The sequence below is a fragment of the Piscibacillus sp. B03 genome (assembly GCF_052246295.1).
Taxonomy (GTDB): domain Bacteria; phylum Bacillota; class Bacilli; order Bacillales; family Alkalibacillaceae; genus Piscibacillus.
This window is the reverse complement of sequence record NZ_JBQQCO010000017.1, coordinates 54,239-73,446: the sequence shown is the minus strand read 5'-3', so window position 1 is coordinate 73,446 and position 19,208 is coordinate 54,239. Positions and strand designations below refer to the sequence as shown.

Annotated in this window: 15 protein-coding genes and 1 pseudogene; 6 read left to right on the top strand and 10 right to left on the bottom strand. The window is 40.0% G+C overall.

The genetic code is table 11. From position 1 onward, the window contains the following. Positions 1–155: 155 nt before the first annotated feature. The 7 genes from ACTWQB_RS12190 to ACTWQB_RS12160 all read right to left on the bottom strand — a co-directional run bounded on the left by ACTWQB_RS12190 (position 156) and on the right by ACTWQB_RS12160 (position 4,714). Positions 156–803, bottom strand: coding sequence for a GntR family transcriptional regulator (locus tag ACTWQB_RS12190; RefSeq protein ID WP_443139463.1), 648 nt, complete (start codon positions 801–803; stop codon positions 156–158). A gap of 27 nt (positions 804–830) precedes the next feature. After that, positions 831–1,211, bottom strand: coding sequence for a hypothetical protein (locus ACTWQB_RS12185; protein WP_443139462.1), 381 nt, complete (start codon positions 1,209–1,211; stop codon positions 831–833). 68 nt (positions 1,212–1,279) lie between these two features. Continuing rightward, the gene (locus ACTWQB_RS12180; RefSeq protein WP_443139461.1) at positions 1,280–2,059 is read right to left on the bottom strand and encodes an HAD-IIA family hydrolase; all 780 of its coding nucleotides are present in this window, start codon (positions 2,057–2,059) and stop codon (positions 1,280–1,282) included. A 111-nt stretch (positions 2,060–2,170) separates the two neighbouring features. Continuing rightward, positions 2,171–3,082, bottom strand: a complete 912-nt coding sequence (locus ACTWQB_RS12175) for a DMT family transporter (protein WP_443139460.1) — start codon at positions 3,080–3,082, stop codon at positions 2,171–2,173. A 97-nt stretch (positions 3,083–3,179) separates the two neighbouring features. Next, positions 3,180–3,572, bottom strand: a complete 393-nt coding sequence (locus ACTWQB_RS12170; RefSeq protein ID WP_443139459.1) for a YkvA family protein — start codon at positions 3,570–3,572, stop codon at positions 3,180–3,182. Between the two features lie 128 nt (positions 3,573–3,700). Then, on the bottom strand, positions 3,701–4,030 hold the full coding sequence (locus ACTWQB_RS12165) for a DUF2628 domain-containing protein (RefSeq protein ID WP_443139458.1): 330 nt from the start codon (positions 4,028–4,030) through the stop codon (positions 3,701–3,703). Between the two features lie 111 nt (positions 4,031–4,141). Next, entirely contained in the window at positions 4,142–4,714 is a 573-nt protein-coding gene (locus tag ACTWQB_RS12160) for a DUF6241 domain-containing protein (RefSeq protein WP_443139457.1), read from the bottom strand. Positions 4,715–4,962: 248 nt separating this feature from the next. Between ACTWQB_RS12160 and ACTWQB_RS12155 the strand changes: the two genes are divergently transcribed. From ACTWQB_RS12155 to ACTWQB_RS12130, 6 genes are all read left to right on the top strand, one after another. Continuing rightward, complete coding sequence (locus ACTWQB_RS12155; RefSeq protein ID WP_443139456.1) at positions 4,963–5,526, top strand: hypothetical protein; 564 nt, start codon at positions 4,963–4,965, stop codon at positions 5,524–5,526. 185 nt (positions 5,527–5,711) lie between these two features. Further along, a complete protein-coding gene (locus ACTWQB_RS12150) occupies positions 5,712–6,383 on the top strand; it encodes a hypothetical protein (protein WP_443139455.1) in 672 nt (223 codons plus the stop codon). Continuing rightward, positions 6,380–7,606 (top strand): efflux RND transporter periplasmic adaptor subunit, encoded by a 1,227-nt coding sequence (locus ACTWQB_RS12145; protein ID WP_443139454.1) that lies wholly within the window; start codon positions 6,380–6,382, stop codon positions 7,604–7,606. Before ACTWQB_RS12150 ends, ACTWQB_RS12145 begins: the two co-directional genes overlap by 4 nt. Before the next feature lie 375 nt (positions 7,607–7,981). Then, on the top strand, positions 7,982–9,676 hold the full coding sequence (locus ACTWQB_RS12140; protein ID WP_443139453.1) for a serine hydrolase: 1,695 nt from the start codon (positions 7,982–7,984) through the stop codon (positions 9,674–9,676). A gap of 244 nt (positions 9,677–9,920) precedes the next feature. Further along, positions 9,921–12,005, top strand: a complete 2,085-nt coding sequence (locus ACTWQB_RS12135) for a glycoside hydrolase family 3 N-terminal domain-containing protein (RefSeq protein ID WP_443139452.1) — start codon at positions 9,921–9,923, stop codon at positions 12,003–12,005. 56 nt (positions 12,006–12,061) lie between these two features. Further along, entirely contained in the window at positions 12,062–13,318 is a 1,257-nt protein-coding gene (locus ACTWQB_RS12130) for an exo-beta-N-acetylmuramidase NamZ family protein (RefSeq protein WP_443139451.1), read from the top strand. Between the two features lie 176 nt (positions 13,319–13,494). Here the strand turns inward: ACTWQB_RS12130 and ACTWQB_RS12125 are convergent. The 3 genes and pseudogenes from ACTWQB_RS12125 to ACTWQB_RS12115 all read right to left on the bottom strand — a co-directional run. Further along, positions 13,495–14,097 (bottom strand): annotated as a pseudogene (locus tag ACTWQB_RS12125) (type II toxin-antitoxin system VapC family toxin); the annotation flags it as partial. Between the two features lie 75 nt (positions 14,098–14,172). Beyond that, positions 14,173–14,373, bottom strand: a complete 201-nt coding sequence (locus tag ACTWQB_RS12120; protein WP_443139450.1) for a hypothetical protein — start codon at positions 14,371–14,373, stop codon at positions 14,173–14,175. A 422-nt stretch (positions 14,374–14,795) separates the two neighbouring features. After that, positions 14,796–19,208: a hypothetical protein gene (locus ACTWQB_RS12115; RefSeq protein ID WP_443139449.1), complete on the bottom strand. Its 4,413-nt coding sequence runs from the start codon at positions 19,206–19,208 to the stop codon at positions 14,796–14,798.

The window sequence follows — 19,208 nt, the reverse complement described above, 5'->3', positions numbered from 1 at the left end:
TCACCATCTGGAAAACATTTCTACGCATTCTCCCAGTCGTTACATCGCAGTGTCGTCTCTGTCCTGTTTCGAAATGTTATCCATGACCAGAAGGTCATGAATTAAATAACTGCCCATCGCACAAAAAGCCGCAAGCATTAACTTGCGACTTTCTGTTAATCTAATATTCGATCTAGTATCCTCAAAACCCTTTCTTCCTTCTCACGCATCGCTTGAACGGCTCTAGATAAATCTCTCTCCTCTAAGCCACGGAGCACTTCACGATATTCATGAACTGTCCGATTCAAGCTATTTGAATGGGATAGGGTAATGAATCTAAACGTCGTCCACTTCGGACTAAACGTTTCATATAAATCTATTAAAATACTATTTTTCGACAACTGAAACAATTTTTCATGAACTTCTAAAACTAACAAATAAATTCGTTTTCGGTCCTGAACTTCCAACGCTTGTTCCATGTCGTTTACGTAATGTTTTAACTCATCAAGATCTTCAGGTGTCCGACACTCGACGGACTTTTGTAAAGCTATTTCTGTTAGACGATAGGCAACATCATAAATCTCTCTAACCTCGACCTTAGAGTAACGCTTAACAAATACACCTTTTCTTGGTATTCGTTCTACGACGCCACTTTTTTCTAAAATATAGAGAGCCTCACGAATCGGTGCTCGACTCGTTCCGTACTCTTCAACTAAACTAACCTCGGTCAATTTCATACCTGGTTCCAAATCACCTTCAACAACTCGTGTCGTTAAGCTATCGGCGATTTTTTGTGACAATGTCTGGTGTTCAAATTCAATCATTTAATCCCAACTTCCCTCAACATTAAGTTAGGCAGCTTGTTCTTGAGTTGTATCTTTACCTTTTTTCCACTGAATGAATACAGCTATGGCAACTAAGACTAGTGCGACGAAATCCAGTGTGTAGTTGACGTAAATGAGTAACAGTGCTGCTACAAATAGCATACCACGTACTGGCCAGCTCGCAAACGTCTTAAAGAACCAACCTTGTGCAGCTGCAGCAAGTAAATACACTCCAATTAAAGCTGTAATCGTGACTAGAATAATCTCCGTACCAGTCTCACTTGTCATTAAAATGGGTGTTGTGTTATTACTAGGCATTATAATGGTAGCGTGTAGTAGTGGGACTGATGAAGTGACTAAAATTGCAGTCCCCCACTCAATAACGCCCTCCGGCATCACTTCATTCATATACAAGCTTCATTAAACTATATGAGGTGAGTCCCTATTTTATTTACAAAAAAATAGAGCCCTAGACATTAGGACTCTATTAAATCAAGTTCAGCAACACTATTTAAAATAAACGTCGGTTGAATATCATTTTTCGTCATCTCAGTGCGCTTTGTAATTCCTGTTAAAACAAGTACGCTATTAACCCCATAATCATCGGCCATCACTATATCTGTTTCAAGCCGATCGCCAATCATATAACACTTATTTGGTTTTATGTTAAAAATATCATTAACGACGTATTCTATCATAAGTTTAGAAGGTTTCCCTGTTATGAAATCAACTGGCTTACCCGTTGCACCCTCAATTGCACCAATCATCGCCCCGCAATCAGGAATCATTCCATCCATCGTTGGGCACGTTCGGTCTGGATTCGTCGCGATAATTTTAGCACCATTTTGATATGCAATAAATGCTTGTGATAGTTTTTCGTAATTAAATTGACGGTCCCACCCCACCACAACAAAAGCAGCACTTAGTGGATTATCAGTCATTTGAATGCCTAGTTCATCTAACTCTTCATACAGCGGCCGTTCACCTATAACAAATACTGCTTCGTGACTCTTAAGCTTACTTTTAAGAAACCTTGCCGTAATAAAGTTAGAATTCACTACTTCATTAATGGTGCAAAGTATCCCCATACTATTTAGCTTTCGAACATAATCCGTCCGACGAGCAATTGACTTATTCGTTAGAAAAACTACTCGATTTCCACGCGACTTTAACTTGTTTATAGCCTCAACTGCACCTTTAATCGGTTCATCATCAAGATACACAGTCCCGTCCAAATCAAATATATAACCCTTCATAGCCACATCACCTGTAATAAATCTATGAGAGGTTTTAAAAGACCATGACCAGTTCTTTTCTGTCGAACACTAAAAAAACTGATCGATTAAAATCGACCAGTTCCGATTCAATCAAACGTTTGTTTGACCTTTTCTTCTTTTCAATAATAAATACTCCAACGCACCGGTACCGAAAAATACTCCAATTAATATCAAGATAAAACCACCTATATGACTAAGTGTAATGACTTCATTTAAGAAAATCGCGGAACCTAAAATCGCAAACAATGTATTCAAGTTAATGAAAATCGCCGTTTCGGCTGGTCCGACTTTTTTAATCGCAAAGTTATACGTCATATGTCCGTATGCAGTTGCTAGAAGCGCGCTAAACAAGAATACGAAAGCAAGTTTCCAATCTAGTAAAAGCGTGATCTCTGCTACATCTGAGCCGAACCCTTGGCTAATAATAAAGATAAACACTGACCCAATCACCATCATAAAGCCAGTTGCAAGGCGTGGATCAAATGTCGGTTTCAGCTTACTGATCATCACAAAACTAAATCCTTGCACTAAAATTCCAAGGAACACCACGAAATCGCCCAGTGACACGGCACCAAGCCCTCCAGCACCAGAGACATTCGCAACCACAACTCCAAGAAAACCTAAGAAAAATCCAACCACACGTAGCCTTGAAACTTTTTGACGCAATAACACAACAGCCATCATCATCGTGACAAGAGGAGTCAACCCTAAGATAAGACTTGCGTTAACTCCAGTCGTCATCTCAAGCCCGACTGCAATAAAAATATGGTGCAAAATAACATTAAAAATTGAAAGTCCGAAAATAATTAACCACTCATGCTTCAACGGCCATCTTAAAATGCCCATAAAAGCACAAGCAATAAGTACCGCTATCCCTGCCGTCATAACTCTGAATGATGTAAGCAACATCGGATCAATCGCATCGACTAACACTTTTAACGCCGATACGTTCAGCCCCCACATCAGCATAACGAGTAATAACAAAATATAAATCTTAACCATGATTACACCTGATTTCTAAGTTGATTCTATTACTTTAACAAATGAATCAATCCTAATTCAATAATGAAAGCAGTCCAAATTATTGGACTGCTCTCACCTACTCAATCTTCCCATCAATCTCCGACGTATCGACATCCTCGCCGAACCACGCTTCTACTTTCTCACGCGCCTTGCTTTTTACCTCATCATCAATATAAGAAGTCGCCTGATATAAAGCCGTAACTAAGATCGTTAAATCATCGACATAACCAATCCCAACAAACGTATCCGGTAGCAAATCTATTGGTAGAATAAAATACCCTAATGCGCCCACAATACTTGCTCTCACCTTATTAGGCACCTCAGGTTTTTGTAAGGTATAATATAGTAGCAAAACTGCATAAACAACTGAAACACCAGCCTTCTTAGCTACTTTTCCTAATTTATGTTTCAGTTTTTTATCAGAATAATGCTTTTTATTCTGTTCAAGTTCTAGCTCATTCTTGTCCACAAAGAATCCTCCTGTACATAATTTCTTTAATTGAATATACAACGCATTTATAGACAAGTAAAGTAGTCGGCACAATCTAATTAACATAAAAAAGAAAGGTCGATTAAAATCAACCTTTCTAAATTGTGTTATGCAGTTTCTGACTGTACAGTTGGTGTGATAATACCTCTATTTACTAGCTCTTGTCTAGTTTGTTCATTTGCAGGTTGGTAACCTTTTTCAATTAGGTCTTTTATGTAGAGCTTGTTATATACGAATGCAAAAATAATACCTAAAATCCATGCTCCAACCCCTAATGTAAAGGAACCAATCGCAGTCATCGAGATAAACATGATTGCCGCCCATTTTAAATCTCCTCTAAATAAAGCGGGGAAAAAACCAAAGAAAAAAGTTGTCCAACTAAAGCCGATTTTTACTTTCTTTTGTAATCCTGCACCATTCTCTAAAATTCCATGCATATTATGTACACCTCCAATCAACATTAATGAGCATATTATACTATTAAAAGTTAAATTTTTCAAATTTTTTAAGAAAATTTTCCTGAAATTCAAAAATGATTAAGACCAGTTTTAATTTTCTTTAGCACTATTTATATAAGCTCTCTCTTCCTCTGCGCTTAAGATTCCAGTCGCTCGACCTATTGTTCCACCCTGAAGTTTCCAAATCGCATTATGGTCTTCATCAGCACGTGAAAAGTCACCCGCTGCCCACCGATCGAGAATAGATTTATAGAGATTATAATGTTTCAAACTCTCTTCACTCGCATCTAAACTTTCTTGCAACCAAGCAATTCGTTCATCCGTGATACGGTAAAATCCCCACTTCTCAGAAGCTTGAACCTTCTGGTGGGACATTTTATGAATATATTCTTGCACACGGGAGTCACTCATGTCATCTGATGAATAAGGATCACCGAATGGGTTAAGGCTAGCATCATCTTCACTGTTCTCAAACTTCTCCTCTGACAGCTCACGGACACGTTCTTCCTCTTCTCCTTCAGCTGGATCGGTTTTTGGTTCAGCTTCAGCTTGCTCATCTTTAGCTACTTGTTGATCCATAATGGCTCCAACACCAAAGAAAATACCAATTCCGATTCCCAACACAACAATGAACCCAACAAACCATTTCATGATTGTTTTCAAATCATAACCCCTCCATTTCCTCTACTTATATTTTACCATATTATGGAGAACAAATGTATAAACTCTAATTTTATAGCTACTAAAATGAAAGTCATTTTCTGACATGACAATTAGACCAATGTTGTATTCAATGTGAAATATTCAAGTAATATAAATGTAATAAATTTTCCAATTATTATTGAATTGACATTCCCTACTAGGTAAAATATGACTAGAAAGTGCTTCAGTTTTGGGGGAGGGTTTATAATATGCGTAAGTGGATCATCACCATAAGCATCGTGTTATTAATAGGGGTTGGCTACGGGATTATCAGTACCCAAGCGGGTAATCACGAGGATTTAATTGAACGGTTTTACAAGTCTGACGTAACTACTAGCGAGCGTGCTGCGTATGAATTACATGTAATTGTAGATAGTATGCTTTGTGATTGTGAGGATGAACTTGGATATGTCCTACCATCTGGTGAAGGTATTACATTGGCTGTACAACGGCGCCTTGCATTATTGGATGCAACAGAAGAGGAAAAAGAGCAATTAATCGAATTAGCCGAAGAGTACTCAAGTCGACCTCAAAACATTTTCAAAAGGCTTGAACGACAGCTTCAATCTTTAGAGAAACAATATGAAAACGCAGAAGATGAAGACAGAGAAGATATTGAAGAAGAGATCGCCACACTTAAGCCGAGATATGAACAAAATAAGGAAATCCTTAAAGAAGAAATTAAAAAGATACATAGTTTAGTTGAGAAAATCGATGAAAGAACGAACGGGTCTTATTACAAAGATGAGCACAGCCGTAAAGGAATTAACTAGTTTCAAAGCCCATGATATGGTTGTCATGGGCTTTTTTATTTAAACAAACGTTTGATTGAAACGGGTCTCTTCGACTTCCTCTCCTTCTTTTCTACCAAAATATTAAAAATAATCTATAAATTATAGTAAATTCCTTCCACTTATTCTACAATAATAGACAAGTACATAATTAAAGGATGAAATAGATGCAGAATTATCTCTACCGGTTTTTCACAAATCTAGATAATCAAATTTTTCGTGTAAAAAAAGCTGAAGACATTTTAAAAGTTTGGAAGACGAGCCTTTTCCTTTACTTAGCAACGATTATCATATACATCTGGATGGCATGGCTCGGCATGGGGACGAACCCAATCTCTAGAGAGCTTACCTCCGTTTCAGAGGGCGCATATAATGCTTTAAAGCTTTGGTTTATAGCAGGACGCGCGTTATTTGCGATTCTCATCGCCGCACTAATCTTGTATCTAACAAGCTATTATTTTTACCTGTTTACAAAAATTCGTTACAAAAAGCTCGTCATCATGCAACAAGTGGTTCTGGCTATGATGTTATTTGAACGGTTGCTGTGGATTCCACTTTTTGTATATTTAGGTCTTGATTGGTATGTATCGCCATTTTCACTCGGCATCATCACATCCTACATCACAGAAATCGAATGGTTCATTTATTTCTTAGGAGCACTATCAGTCATTCAACTATGGATTATCATTTTCCAAGCAAAATTCATTTCAAATCTATCATCTATGAAACGATGGAAAGTCTGGGCAATCGTCATCCTTTGGCATGTCATCGCCTACAGCATCGTCGCAACCTTAAGCATATATGATGAACAATTAATCGCAGGGTGGTTGAACGAATGAAGAAAAAGCGAATCTTAATCATCTTACTTTTATTCTTAGCAATGAATTTTATATTAGTTTATTTGGATGATGGTGAAAAAGTCGACCGGATTACATATGTGGATGAATGGACAGAAACGCGTGTGATGGACCTGCGTGAGAACCTCGTTCAAAATGGAGTCCTGACCCATGTTGAAGAGAATCGTATTTATTTTGATAAGCAGCAAGGAAACTTTCAATCTTTTATGGTAGAAAAAGGTGACGCAGTTGAAGTTGGCGATCCGCTTTATACCTATGCGGTGACCGACTACAATCAGACTTTCCGTACACTAACGAATGAAATTGATCGACTGGAAGATGAGATTAACGCACTTGAGTCAATCATTACTGAGATTGATAGTTATGGCTTCCCACTTCAAGATGATACGATAGAAATTTCGTTAAATGATGGTGAGGATGAGTTAAGTATACCTGTTGAAGGACAGCTAGAAACGGAGTATCAAAAGCAACAATTTGTGTTACAGAAAACATCTGAACTTGCTGAAAAAGAAGCTCAGTTAAGTAGTTTAGAGAATCAAATGTCCGACCTCGAGTCAACGGGTGATACGATTACGGTTGAAAGCCCGTCAGCAGGTATCATTAGCCAACTATCCGTTTCACTAGATGATCCACTCATGACAATCAGTAGTGAGGAGCTTCACGCTTATGGTGAACTGACTGAGGAACAACGCCAATTGGTCGAGGAAGAAATGGTTACTGAAGTGATGACTGATACGGAGCTTGGAGATTTACCAGGAGCTGTCACGTATGTTAGTGACGTACCTGAAGAAAATCAGTTAGAAGATTCAAGTCATTACCCTATCAACGTCACATTTGATGGCGAGTTTCAAGAAGGGATTCTCAAGCCAGGTTACCATGTTGGACTAGACATTACTTTAAAAGAATCCCTCGATGCCATCGCATTAGAGCAAGATAAAATTTTTGACGGAACGATTTGGAAAATGACTGAGGATGGAACATTAATCAATGCAGTTGTAACTACCGGCATTCAAGAGCATCAGTGGGTCGAAATCGTTGAAGGCGCTCAAGCTGGAGATGCCGTGGCATACGATCCAGAAGAACGATTCCGAGACGACACAACTTTTATAACAGCCTTAGATTTACCTGCTTTAACGTGGTATTTCATGCATCCAGAAAATATAGATTGGAAACGATATATGTTACTGGGAATTGGTGTGAGGTAATCAATATATGAGTCGCTTAGCTGTCCAATATGTTGGGCAGCTTTTTATTTTTTAAAAAATATCACTTTAGCACTAAACAGATTTAATATTCCTTATTCCCCTTCCCCAAAACTACACATTTTGTCCTAAATTTTCGTCTTTTTCTATTAATAATTGACATTTTTATTAGGTCAAAAGACTGTTGCCACGCGTTTTTTCTCCATTTGACAACAAATTTTCCTAATGTTAAATTAATTCTGAATTTATATTTCACTTTTGATACAAAGGTGGTGAAATATTTTTTTAATCCATTATGTAAGCGCTTCAAATCCCCTCAATAGACTTCTCTAACTTCACCTAAGATTCTATAAATCTATCATTTTAAGGAGGTATTTAATGAGTAGACGTCATAAAACCATTTCGTATGCACTCGCAACTATACTAGGGACTACCCTTTTCATCCCATCAACCATTGACACGTTTGCGGAGGACAGATCACCGACCATGGAGGATCGAGACCATAAGAAACGTACTCAGGTTGTTCACCCAAACTTCACGTGGGATGAGCCTGGACCAACGTCACCTGTCCTGCATCCGGGATCCGCGACTGGTGCTGGGATGGTTGAGAAGCCTTTAAATGAACTGGACCCTATTATGGAAGGCATGATTGAAGATCAAGTTATGCCAGGTGCGGTTGCTTTTGTCGCAAGGCGCGGGCATATCGTGAAGCATGAGGCTTACGGTTACGCTTACCAATACACGGATGATGATTTCACAGAGGTAAATAATCCCATTGGAATGGAAAAAGACACGATCTTTGACCTTGCTTCCATTAGTAAAATTTTCACAACTACTGCAGCCATGAAGCTTTATGAAGATGGTTATTTTGAATTGGACGACTCTGTCGCTCAGCATTTACCTGAGTTTGCGGAAAACGGTAAGGAAGACATCACCATCCGCCAGCTCATGACCCACACATCAGGTTTCCCGGCGTGGATTCCTCTGTACACACAAGGCGATTCTCGTGAGGACCGAATTCAAATTGTGCTTGAATACCCTCTATCGGATGATCCTGGTGAGTCGTATACGTATAGCGATTTAAATATGATTACGCTCGGGGTGTTAGTCGAACGCCTATCAGGTCAAGGTTTGGATGAGTTCGTAAAAGAAAACTTAACCGACCCACTAGGCATGGAGGATACGATGTACAATCCTCCAGAGTCATTGAAGCCAAGAATCGCGGCGACGGAATATCAGCCTTATATTGACCGCGGCATTGTATGGGGCGAGGTTCATGATGAGAACGCCTGGTCACTTGATGGCGTTGCTGGTCATGCGGGAGTATTTTCAACAGCTTCCGACCTTGGAAAACTTGCTCATATGTTCTTAAACGACGGACGTTATGGAGGCAAGCAAATTCTTCAGGAGAATACAGTTAAGCTCTTAGTTGAAAATCAAATCCCTCAATTTCCTGGTAACGATCATGGACTTGGATGGGAGTTAGGCCAAGGCTGGTACATGGATGCCCTATCGGAAGGAAATACTCTAGGACATACAGGTTACACCGGCACATCGATTGCGATTAACCAAAACAATGACACCATTGCCATTTTACTTACAAACCGCGTTCACCCAACACGTAACACCGTCTCAACAAATGTTGCAAGACGAGCACTCGCAAGACAAGTTGCGGACTCAATCCCAGTATCGATTCCAGACGGTGAAGCCTGGTTCTCAGGTTATGGCGATCAACTTAATCGCACTCTAACAACAGAGGTAGACGCACCAGCAGGGTCACTTCTGTCATTTAAAACGTGGCACAAAATTGAGACTGACTACGACTTCGGCTATGTTGAATTCTCTAGTGATGGCGAAGAATGGACTCAGCTTGAATCGTTCACTGGCAGCAGTATCGAATGGGAGCAACAATCTGTTGAACTCCCTGAAGACACTCAGTACATCCGCTTCAATTATGATACAGACGGATCCGTCAACCACCGCGGTTGGTATGTCAATGAAGTTATGATTGAAACACCTGATGGAAACGTCCTTGAGCCTGAGCTAGAGGGCTGGACTAAACGAGGTTACTAAGATGTAGGTATCGGTAAGTTTTTCTGATTTATCGGCAAGTTTTCTTGATTTATCGTCAGGTTTTTCCGATTTATCGGCAAGTTTTCTTGATTTATCGACAAGTTTTCTTAATTTACCTGCAGGTTTCTTAACTTTATCTGCAAGTTAATCTGTTTTACCTGCAGGTTCTCAAATAAAATTACGGTCCGTCCGTTTATCAAAATATACGGCCTGTTTCACCAAATCGATCAAAGGCGGTGTTTTTATGATTAAAAAATTAATGATGATGACGTTAACGTTTATGCTCATCGTCTCGCAGCTCCTAATCATGACTCCAAATCAGACCGCTTCAGCTGAGGAGCATTCAAAAAAGGATCTCGTTATCCTGCAAAATGTTCCTGAAGTTGAGCCTGACACTGAAAACATTCAGTTCAACGCGCTTAACCTATATGAAGAAGGCCATTTCACGATGGCTTCTGACTTAGAATGGTCCTCATCCAACAAAAATGTGGCGACTGTCAACGACCAAGGTGAGGTTGAACTAACTGGTCAGCGCGGACGCACATTCATCAGCGTCACAGATGGCGAATTTGAAGATCGAATTGCGGTTGACTACAAGGTCGATCCAAAGAAAAGTAAGCCTGAGTCAGAAGTCAACATCATCAAAGAAACTGGTGAGCGTTATGACGTAATCAGTCACGCCCTATCGACGCTTACGATTGAAGAGAAAGTCGGTCAAATGCTTATGCCCGATTTCCGTAATTGGAACGGTGAAAATGTCACCGAGCTATTACCTGAGATCGAGCAGCTCGTTAAAGAATATCATTTAGGTGGTGTCATTTTATTTAGAGAAAATGTTGTCACAACTGAGCAAACGACGAAACTCGTCCACGACTATCAAGAGGCGGCTGAAAAATTCGGGCTTCTTATGACGATTGACCAAGAAGGTGGCATCGTGACGCGCCTTCAGTCAGGTACGGATATGCCAGGTAATATGGCGCTTGGGGCGACGCGCTCAGAAGAGGTCGCCTACAATGTCGGAAAAGCCATTGGCGAAGAGCTTGAGTCACTCGGAATCAATACGAACTTCGCTCCTGTTCTGGATGTTAACAATAACCCGGACAACCCAGTCATCGGCGTTCGTTCGTTTGGTGAGGATCCGGACTTAGTCGCTGACATGGGGATTGCTTACACGAAAGGTCTACAATCAACTGGAGTTGCCGCAACAGCGAAGCACTTCCCTGGACACGGTGATACGGACGTGGACTCGCACCTTGGTTTGCCTGAGGTTCCGCATGACAAAGAACGTTTGAAAGAAGTCGAGCTTTACCCATTCCAGCAAGCAATGGATGAGGGAATCGATATGATTATGACAGCTCATGTCACATTCCCGAAGATTGATGATACCAAAGTGATTTCACAAAAAACCGGTGAAGAAATCGCGCTTCCTGCGACCCTTTCTCATAAAGTTTTAACAGAACTTATGCGTGAAGAAATGGGATACGAAGGCGTGATCACGACTGACGCACTTAACATGAACGCAATCACAGACCACTTTGGACCTGTAGATGCAGTTATTCGCTCAGTTAAGGCTGGCTCTGATATTGTGCTTATGCCAGTTGGCTTAGAGGAAGTAAGAAACGGACTGTTGACTGCGATCGACGAAGGTGAAATCACCGAAGAACGCGTCGAAGCATCGGTTGAGCGAATTTTAACCCTTAAACTTGAACGTGGCATTATTAAGGAAGAAAACCCTGCACCGATACAGGACAAAATCGACCGGGCGCTTGAAGTCGTCGGATCTGATGAACATAAAGCAGTTGAAGCTGAAGCAGCAGCTAAATCTATTACTTTAGTAAAAAATGACGACGTGCTCCCTCTTGTTTCAGCTGAAACGGATGAGATTGTTGTTGTTGGAAACTCATTCATTTCTGACCTAGGTGATGCGATTAAAGAACATCATGAACAGACAACCATCATTCAAACATCAGGCAATCTTACGGATGAACAGCTTGACCAAATCCGTAATGCTGATGCGGTGATTGCTGGGTCGTACACCTACAACGTGTCGAGCCGTTCACCGGATCACCCTCAGATGCACATGATTAACACAATTATGGAAGAAACGGATAACCCTGTTATAGGTGTCGGTATCCGTAACCCTTATGACATCAGTGCCTATCCAGACATCGATGCCTTTATCGCGCAATACGGATTTAGAGATGCAAGCTTCAAAGCTACAGCTGATACGATTTTTGGAGAAAATAACCCTACTGGAGCATTGCCAGTAACCATACCGAGCATTAATGACGATGTCCTCTATGAGTTTGGTCATGGTTTAAATTATTAGAAAAACAAGCCAGGCCTCGTCCTGGCTGATAAAAAAAGGTTGAGGAGGAATTTCAAATGAAGAAATGGCTTATATCCTTAATGGCGTTTGTCCTAGTCTTCACGTCAATCTCGGTTGTGCTAGCGGATAACGGTAATGGAAAAGGTCATGGCAAGGACAAACTTGAACTTGGTGTTGACGTCCTTTTAAATGAACAAAAGGATTTAATCGATGGTAAAAATGTTGGTCTCATTACAAACCCAACTGGAGTTGATCAGGAGCTTAACAGCATTGTCGACACCTTGCATAACGACCCTGACACAAACCTAACCGCACTATATGGCCCTGAACACGGAGTTCGTGGGGATGCTCAGGCCGGGGATTATGTTGAATTTTATATTGATGAAAAAACAGGCTTACCTGTTTATAGCTTATACGGTCAAACGCGTAAGCCAACGCCTGAAATGTTAGAAGATATTGATGTTCTTCTATTTGATATCCAAGATGTAGGGACGCGCTTCTACACTTACATTTATACAATGGCCTATGCGATGGAAGCCGCTCAGGAAAATGACATTGAGTTTATCGTACTAGACCGTCCGAACCCAATTAGTGGGACAAAGGTTGAAGGTCCGGTTTTAGAAGAAGAGTATAAATCATTTGTTGGAAACTACGAAATCCCGCTTCGCCACGGGATGACAGTTGGTGAACTAGCTCACCTATTTAATGAAGAATTTGAGATTGGCGCCGACTTAACGGTGGTTGAAATGAACGGTTGGAAGCGCAATATGTATTATGAAGATACAGGTCTAGAGTTCGTTTTACCATCACCAAACATGCCGACAAACGATACAGCACTTGTTTATCCAGGCGCAGCTTTAATTGAAGGAACAAACGTATCAGAAGCTCGCGGTACAACGAAACCATTCCAGCTAATCGGTGCACCTTTCATCGACGCTGACGAACTAGCAACACACTTAAACGAGCAAAACATTCCAGGCGTCACATTCCGTGCCGCATCATTTACGCCGATGTTTTCAAAACATGCAGGCGACCTATCACACGGTGTTGAAATACATGTGACGCACAAGCAATCATTTGCACCAGTCAAAACAGGATTGCATATCGTCAAAGCAATTCACGACCTATATCCTGAAGACTTTCAATTCCGCGCAGAAAACAGCGCTGGCATTTCATTCTTCGATAACCTAATCGGTAACGACTGGGTTCGTGAAGCAATTGAAAACGGACAGTCTGTTGGGGAAATCGAAGCACAGTGGCAAGATGATCTAGATGAGTTTATGGATGTACGTGAAGAGTATTTACTATATTAATAGGAAAAGAGCGAATCCGCGTGATGCGGGTTCGTTTTTTCATAGCTCGCCATCAAATTTTAAAACAGAAGATAAACGGATTGAATAATATTAGATTTAAAAAGTAAGCCAGCCGGGTGCTTAAAGTACACCCTTTGTATTCGGGATTTAAATTTATTTCGACTGGTTTTCCTTATTCATGGTGTAACAGGATATTTATTATAAAATTCTGCTTCACCCATTATCTCTACTAGATAGCTTACGAAACCGTCATCTAATTTTTCTAGCATACTTTTAGCATCAAAGTTAGAATTATCAACAGTTGTGGTGTATACTGTTATGTCATTTACCTTCTCCATATCACTATCCAAAGACAACAATCCATTAGCACCAATACCTAAACTTGTACTAATGATCAGTGCATCAGCTGAGCCAACAGGAACACTAATACTTAATTCAATCGCTCTTTTTATTTGTTCCTCATCTGATTCAACGATAATGCAATTTTCAATAAAAGGCCTCAACAACTCACTAGCTTTTTCATGATATTTTGATAGATTCTCAGGCTCTTTTTTTAGTACATGTTGACTCCATCTACTTCTATAATAATTTGGTTTCTTACTATCTGGCCGCCTTAACATGTCACTTACATACATCTCTTTAGATAATACATTTAGAGCTTCCATCACCACCACTTCAGAAATACATAATATTGCTTGTTTATAAATTAAGTATCTAATAAACAACAGCGTAGCTTCATGGAACTTAGCTTCTTTATATAAATATGTAATAATTATATTTGTATCTAAGAAAAAATATCGTTCCCTTTTAGGGTAACGATATTTTTACCATAATCCTCATGATGAAATGCCATTCTATTCTTTACCCCTTATGTTTTTAGAAATTTCTACTACATCAAATTCTTGTTTAGTTGATAATGATCCGCCTGCCTGAATCAAATTCTTCTTTCTATCTTTATCATGGAATTTATTTCTAGCTTGTTCTAATATTCGTTCTTTCTTAGAGCTCTTCATAGTTGGAGCAGTCACCTTATCACTCTCCTTCTTCTTCCTCATTCGTACACCTCCTATAATCAATATCTCCTTATAAGAAAATTGATATTCAGAAATATGTACGAATAGTTACCTTTGTTATAAATTTACAGAATTTTATTATCAACATTTAAACATAATATATGGTTAGATACATAAAAGCAATTTTACAGTTTAGAGGCTGGGACAAAAGAAAAGTAGCTTATCAGAAAACGAACATTGAGTGCTATTAGCCTTGTCAAAATGCTGAGACACCTGCAGGAACAGCACGAGCTGAAAATCCCACCAAACGAACAAGAGTGAGTTTGGTGAAGTTGAAGCCGTGCCTGCGGTAAGCGAAGCATTTTGACATGGCAAAAAAATGAAGACGAATATTAGGAGTCACAAGCACCCTAATATTCGTCTTTCTCTAGGTTAAAAATTGTTTTGTCCCAGCCTCTCCTTTATTAACTATACATCCGATAACTATACTGCACTTTTTCTGTGACAATCTCTTTCCCGTGCACTTTGTTAAAGTCAAGCTTATAGTACACCGGAAAACGCTGGCTGATTTCTGTTTTCACTAATTCTGGTGGTGTCACGATGATGAGCTGGAACTTTAATTCTTCAGATACTTTGAAGATTGGGTCCAGTACGTGCTCGGATGCTGCTTGTCCAAATGGGTTATCGAGGAACAGCGGTGTCCAATGTTGTTCCGACTCATTTTTCATCGATAGAAGCATCATCATGATGATCATTCGAGCAGCTAGCTTCTGGCCGCCGCTACCGTCTGACTCCATCGCGGATCCTTTATTAATCGTCCTCCAAGTTGAGTAGTGTTCCTTTCTCGGACGGCCATAGGTAAAGACATTACTAGTCTGCATATTATAAACTTCCAATTCGGGATAGCTATTCCTTAAGGCGACGAGCATAATCTGTTCGTCACTGACATACTCGTGAATCCGCTTCACCAACTCTTGGTTACGTTCGTCTAGGTCCTTGAACTCTTGATTTAATTTTTTTATTGAACCAATAAAATATTCCCGTAATAAGCTCTGAACCTCTTCTGGCTTTCTTGGCAAAATATCTTCCTTGAGCTGAACTAATGGGAACACTGCTACCTGATTCTTAAACCTCATTTGTTGGACCATTTTTTTAATGTGATCAGAAATCGTGATGACTTTTAATGCTGCACGATTGGCCCAATATTCTTGAGCCTTTTCAGCATCCTCCTTTTCCTTCTTCAAGTCATCTAAGCTTTTTCGCGAAAACTTCACCATTCTCGAAATCGTCTCTTTAATATGTTGATACTCTCTTAGATTCAACTGGTTGAAAGTTTTGATCACATCATTCTTAAACTGAAAATCCCAGTCGCGCTCTTCAACTTCTAGTTTAAGTTCATTGACTTCCCGTTCTAAATCATTTTGTGTATGATTTTGTCGACCATCAAATTGTTGTTTGTTGTTAATCCACTCTTCAACCACCGTCGACTCTTCTTTTCGAACCAATTCAAGTTCACTCTGTTCAAAAGGCGTATCGTTCTCAGTCACACCGGCCCCAAACAGCTGATTTTGTTTGGTCTCATACACTCTAATCTCACGTTCATAACGATCGAGTTCGTCCCGATACTCGCGCTGTTGTTGATCGTGTTTTTGGAGCTCTTGGTTGATGTGTATTCTCATGCGGTCGACATCGACAGCTTCAAAATAAGGTGCTCGATGATGAGCCTTTTCAATTTTCTCGTTCATTTGTTCGAGGTGTTTTGACATTGTTGAATGCTGGCCAACAATACCTTTTATATCGCCATCAACGTCAGACAATCGCGACTTACTTTCATGCAATTTGACCGTATGTTCTTCCAAACGCTTCTCTATCACAGTTCTTGGAGTGCTTGGGATATCTCGTGATTTCCAATTCACATCAAGCTTACCTAAATCTTGCTCAATGTTCCCCTGAGATTCCTGCTTATGGCGACGTTTTTCTTCTAGTACAGCCAACTCTTTATCCTGATTTTCTAGTGACTGTTTTAAATAATCGTGTTGACTCCGTAAATTTTCTAACTTACGATACGCTTCCCAGTCAAACCTTGGCTCGTCAACATCATCACTCGCACCAACACTTTCAGGCATACTCGCATCCGACACAATGTCTTTTAGCCGATCAACTAATTTTCCGTAATCAAATTTCCATCCTCTAAAACTGTCACTCCAGCTTTCACGACTACTACTTAAGGATTTAATTTCTTCATCCTTTTTCTGTATTGACTGCTTGACGGTATCCAACTTAGACCGACTCGCTTCAAGCTCTTGCTGTCGCTGGTTCTCTTGCTCTAATTCTTTCTGATAAGTTTCAAGCTCTTTAACATGCTCTTCCAGTTCTGCCATCGTTTTAGCGATTTGACTTAACGAACTTTTAGCGATCTCAATTCGGTCCTCAAGCTGGCCCTTCTCAACATCAATGTTGTTCAACTGCTCAGTGTAATCATTTACACGCAACTGAACACGTTGAACGTCCTCTTGAATATCTCCACTCAGCTCTTGAGCAAGCATTGTCTGCGTTTGTTGAGATAGCTCAACGACATGCTGATTAGACTCCTTCAGTTCCTCAATTAACGCTAGGATCTCCTCCACTTCATCCGTTAATTGACCTTTCCATTCCTTGTACTGCTTTGGGTCAACCGCAAATTCGTGTCCCGTTCCATTTAAAATATGAAACTGTGTAGTGGAAGGCTCACTCATTTTCTCCCGTATAAAAATCGGAACTGGTGACTGAACAAATAATTGATTTAATTCGTCGTTAACGAGACTTAAACTTTTCTCGTCCGCTACGATGAGTCCATAAGGTAATAACGGATGTTGTGCTAACTCATTTCGTCGGGCAGCTTCATTTAAATCTAGTAAAAACTCCGTCCCGTAATAAATCTCAATATCCTGTTCAAGCTTCTCTTTCACAAGTTTCAAATCTTGATTGGCGACCCAAAACTCTTCTTGGTTAAGCGAGTGATTGATCTGTTTTTGCCATAACTTTCGCTGGTTAGCCTCAAGCTCTTCACGAATGTGAGTTTCTTCTTGTTTGATTAACCGTAACGCCCGCTCAAGCCACGACCGTACGTCACTGGAAAGGTCTTCCTTAACATAAGGAACCAACCTTTGCCTTAACTGACGCTCAGCTTCTTCCTGTTGCGATAGTTTTTCCTGCAATTGATTCAACGTTTCTTCATCCGTCTTTTTACCCGTCTGTAATTCTCTTTCCTTTAACTCAAGCGTATGAAGCTGTTGCTGACTCGCTTCAAGCTGGGCTTCTAAAGTATACTGCTCCTTTTGCTTACTGCTTATGTCCTGCTTCGTTTCTGTCAGGGTTGATTCAACATCAAATATAACAGCCTCACCAAACTGTTCTAAAATCTCATCTTCTTTCTCTTTAAACTTCTGACTTTCTTCTTCTAAATTATCAATTTTAACAGAAAAAATCGCTCGTTCATCTTTTAAACGATTTCGATCTTTCTCCAAAGACTCTAGCTGATCTTCGAATTGGTGCATTAACGTTTCATAGCGGTTCACCGTATCCGACAAATACACCTGAGATTTCTCCCACTCATGAGCGGTGTCCTCCTCAAGCTTACGAATACTTTCTTTCGTATCTTGCATGTCTTGGCTACTCTCGAGCTGATCGATCCTCTCCTTAATCGACTTAACCACTTGATTGACCTCATTCCAATCTAATAACAATAACTGAATGTTAAAATCCTTTTCTTTTGCTTCTAAATCGTCAATAGATTGAGATAAGGCCTCTTTCTCCTCTTCCAGCTCTTGCAATTGGCGCTCTAGCTCGATTAACTCTTTCTTCTGTTGTATATATTCAATATTGTCTTTTTCAAAATATAAGTCATTAATCTTCGTTTGTACCTGCTCAATCTCTTGTTGAAACTCAGAAATATCCTCACTTCGACGTTCAATCAAGTGACTCAAGCTACTGTACAATCGATTTCCGCGAAGCATATGATGACGGATGTCCTGTTGTAGCTCAATTCCAGCATCAACCGCTTCTTCAACAGGCTTAATCAATTCCAAAAACTCTTTATGTGACCCTTCGCGAGACAACAACACAGGCAGGTTCTTCGCAATACTCGCTTGACTTTTAAAAATTTCAACAAGGTCCTGGGTCTGAGACGACTGCTGCTCCATCGACTCACTAATAATCGGAATCACTTTATTGCGAAAGAGCGTATAATCATCCTCTGCGCCTTCAAAGAACTTACCGACACCACCTTCAGCTTTATTAATTTTCTTCTGCGTATCAAAATCTTTTCGGTCAACACCGTAACTTTTTAAAATTTTATAATGCTTTTTACGGTCCACAAACGGATCAAGTCCAAGCACCCTCAAATTCGCCCTTAAGTTCTCAATCTCAACCCCTTCACCTTTTTGATACAAATTAATTTGACTCAACCAATCCTCATTGGTCCCATACTCCTTTTGATAAAAAAGAAAATCAGGCTTAATCTCATGGTCATTCTCATCCTCATGCTCTGATACGACCTTTTTCGCCGAACACGCTACGCCCGTCAACAAGTACCGCTCGTCATCACCATCCAGGAGCCACTCGATTACAACATGAAATGTATAAGGCTTAAACGTTCGCCTTTCATTATGGAAAAATTGCTGATACACACGGTTATCTTTTTCTCCCCATGAAGTACCCGGCTTAAACAGTTGGAATACCGTCTGAAGTAACACACCTTTTCCTCCACCGTTCATCATTGAAATCAAACCGTTACCAGACGCTTCACCATCATTAAAATCGAAGACTAAGTCATCGTACTTTTTCTTCATTGAATTATAATACAGTCCTGCAATCCGAATTCGATTTATACGAGGCAT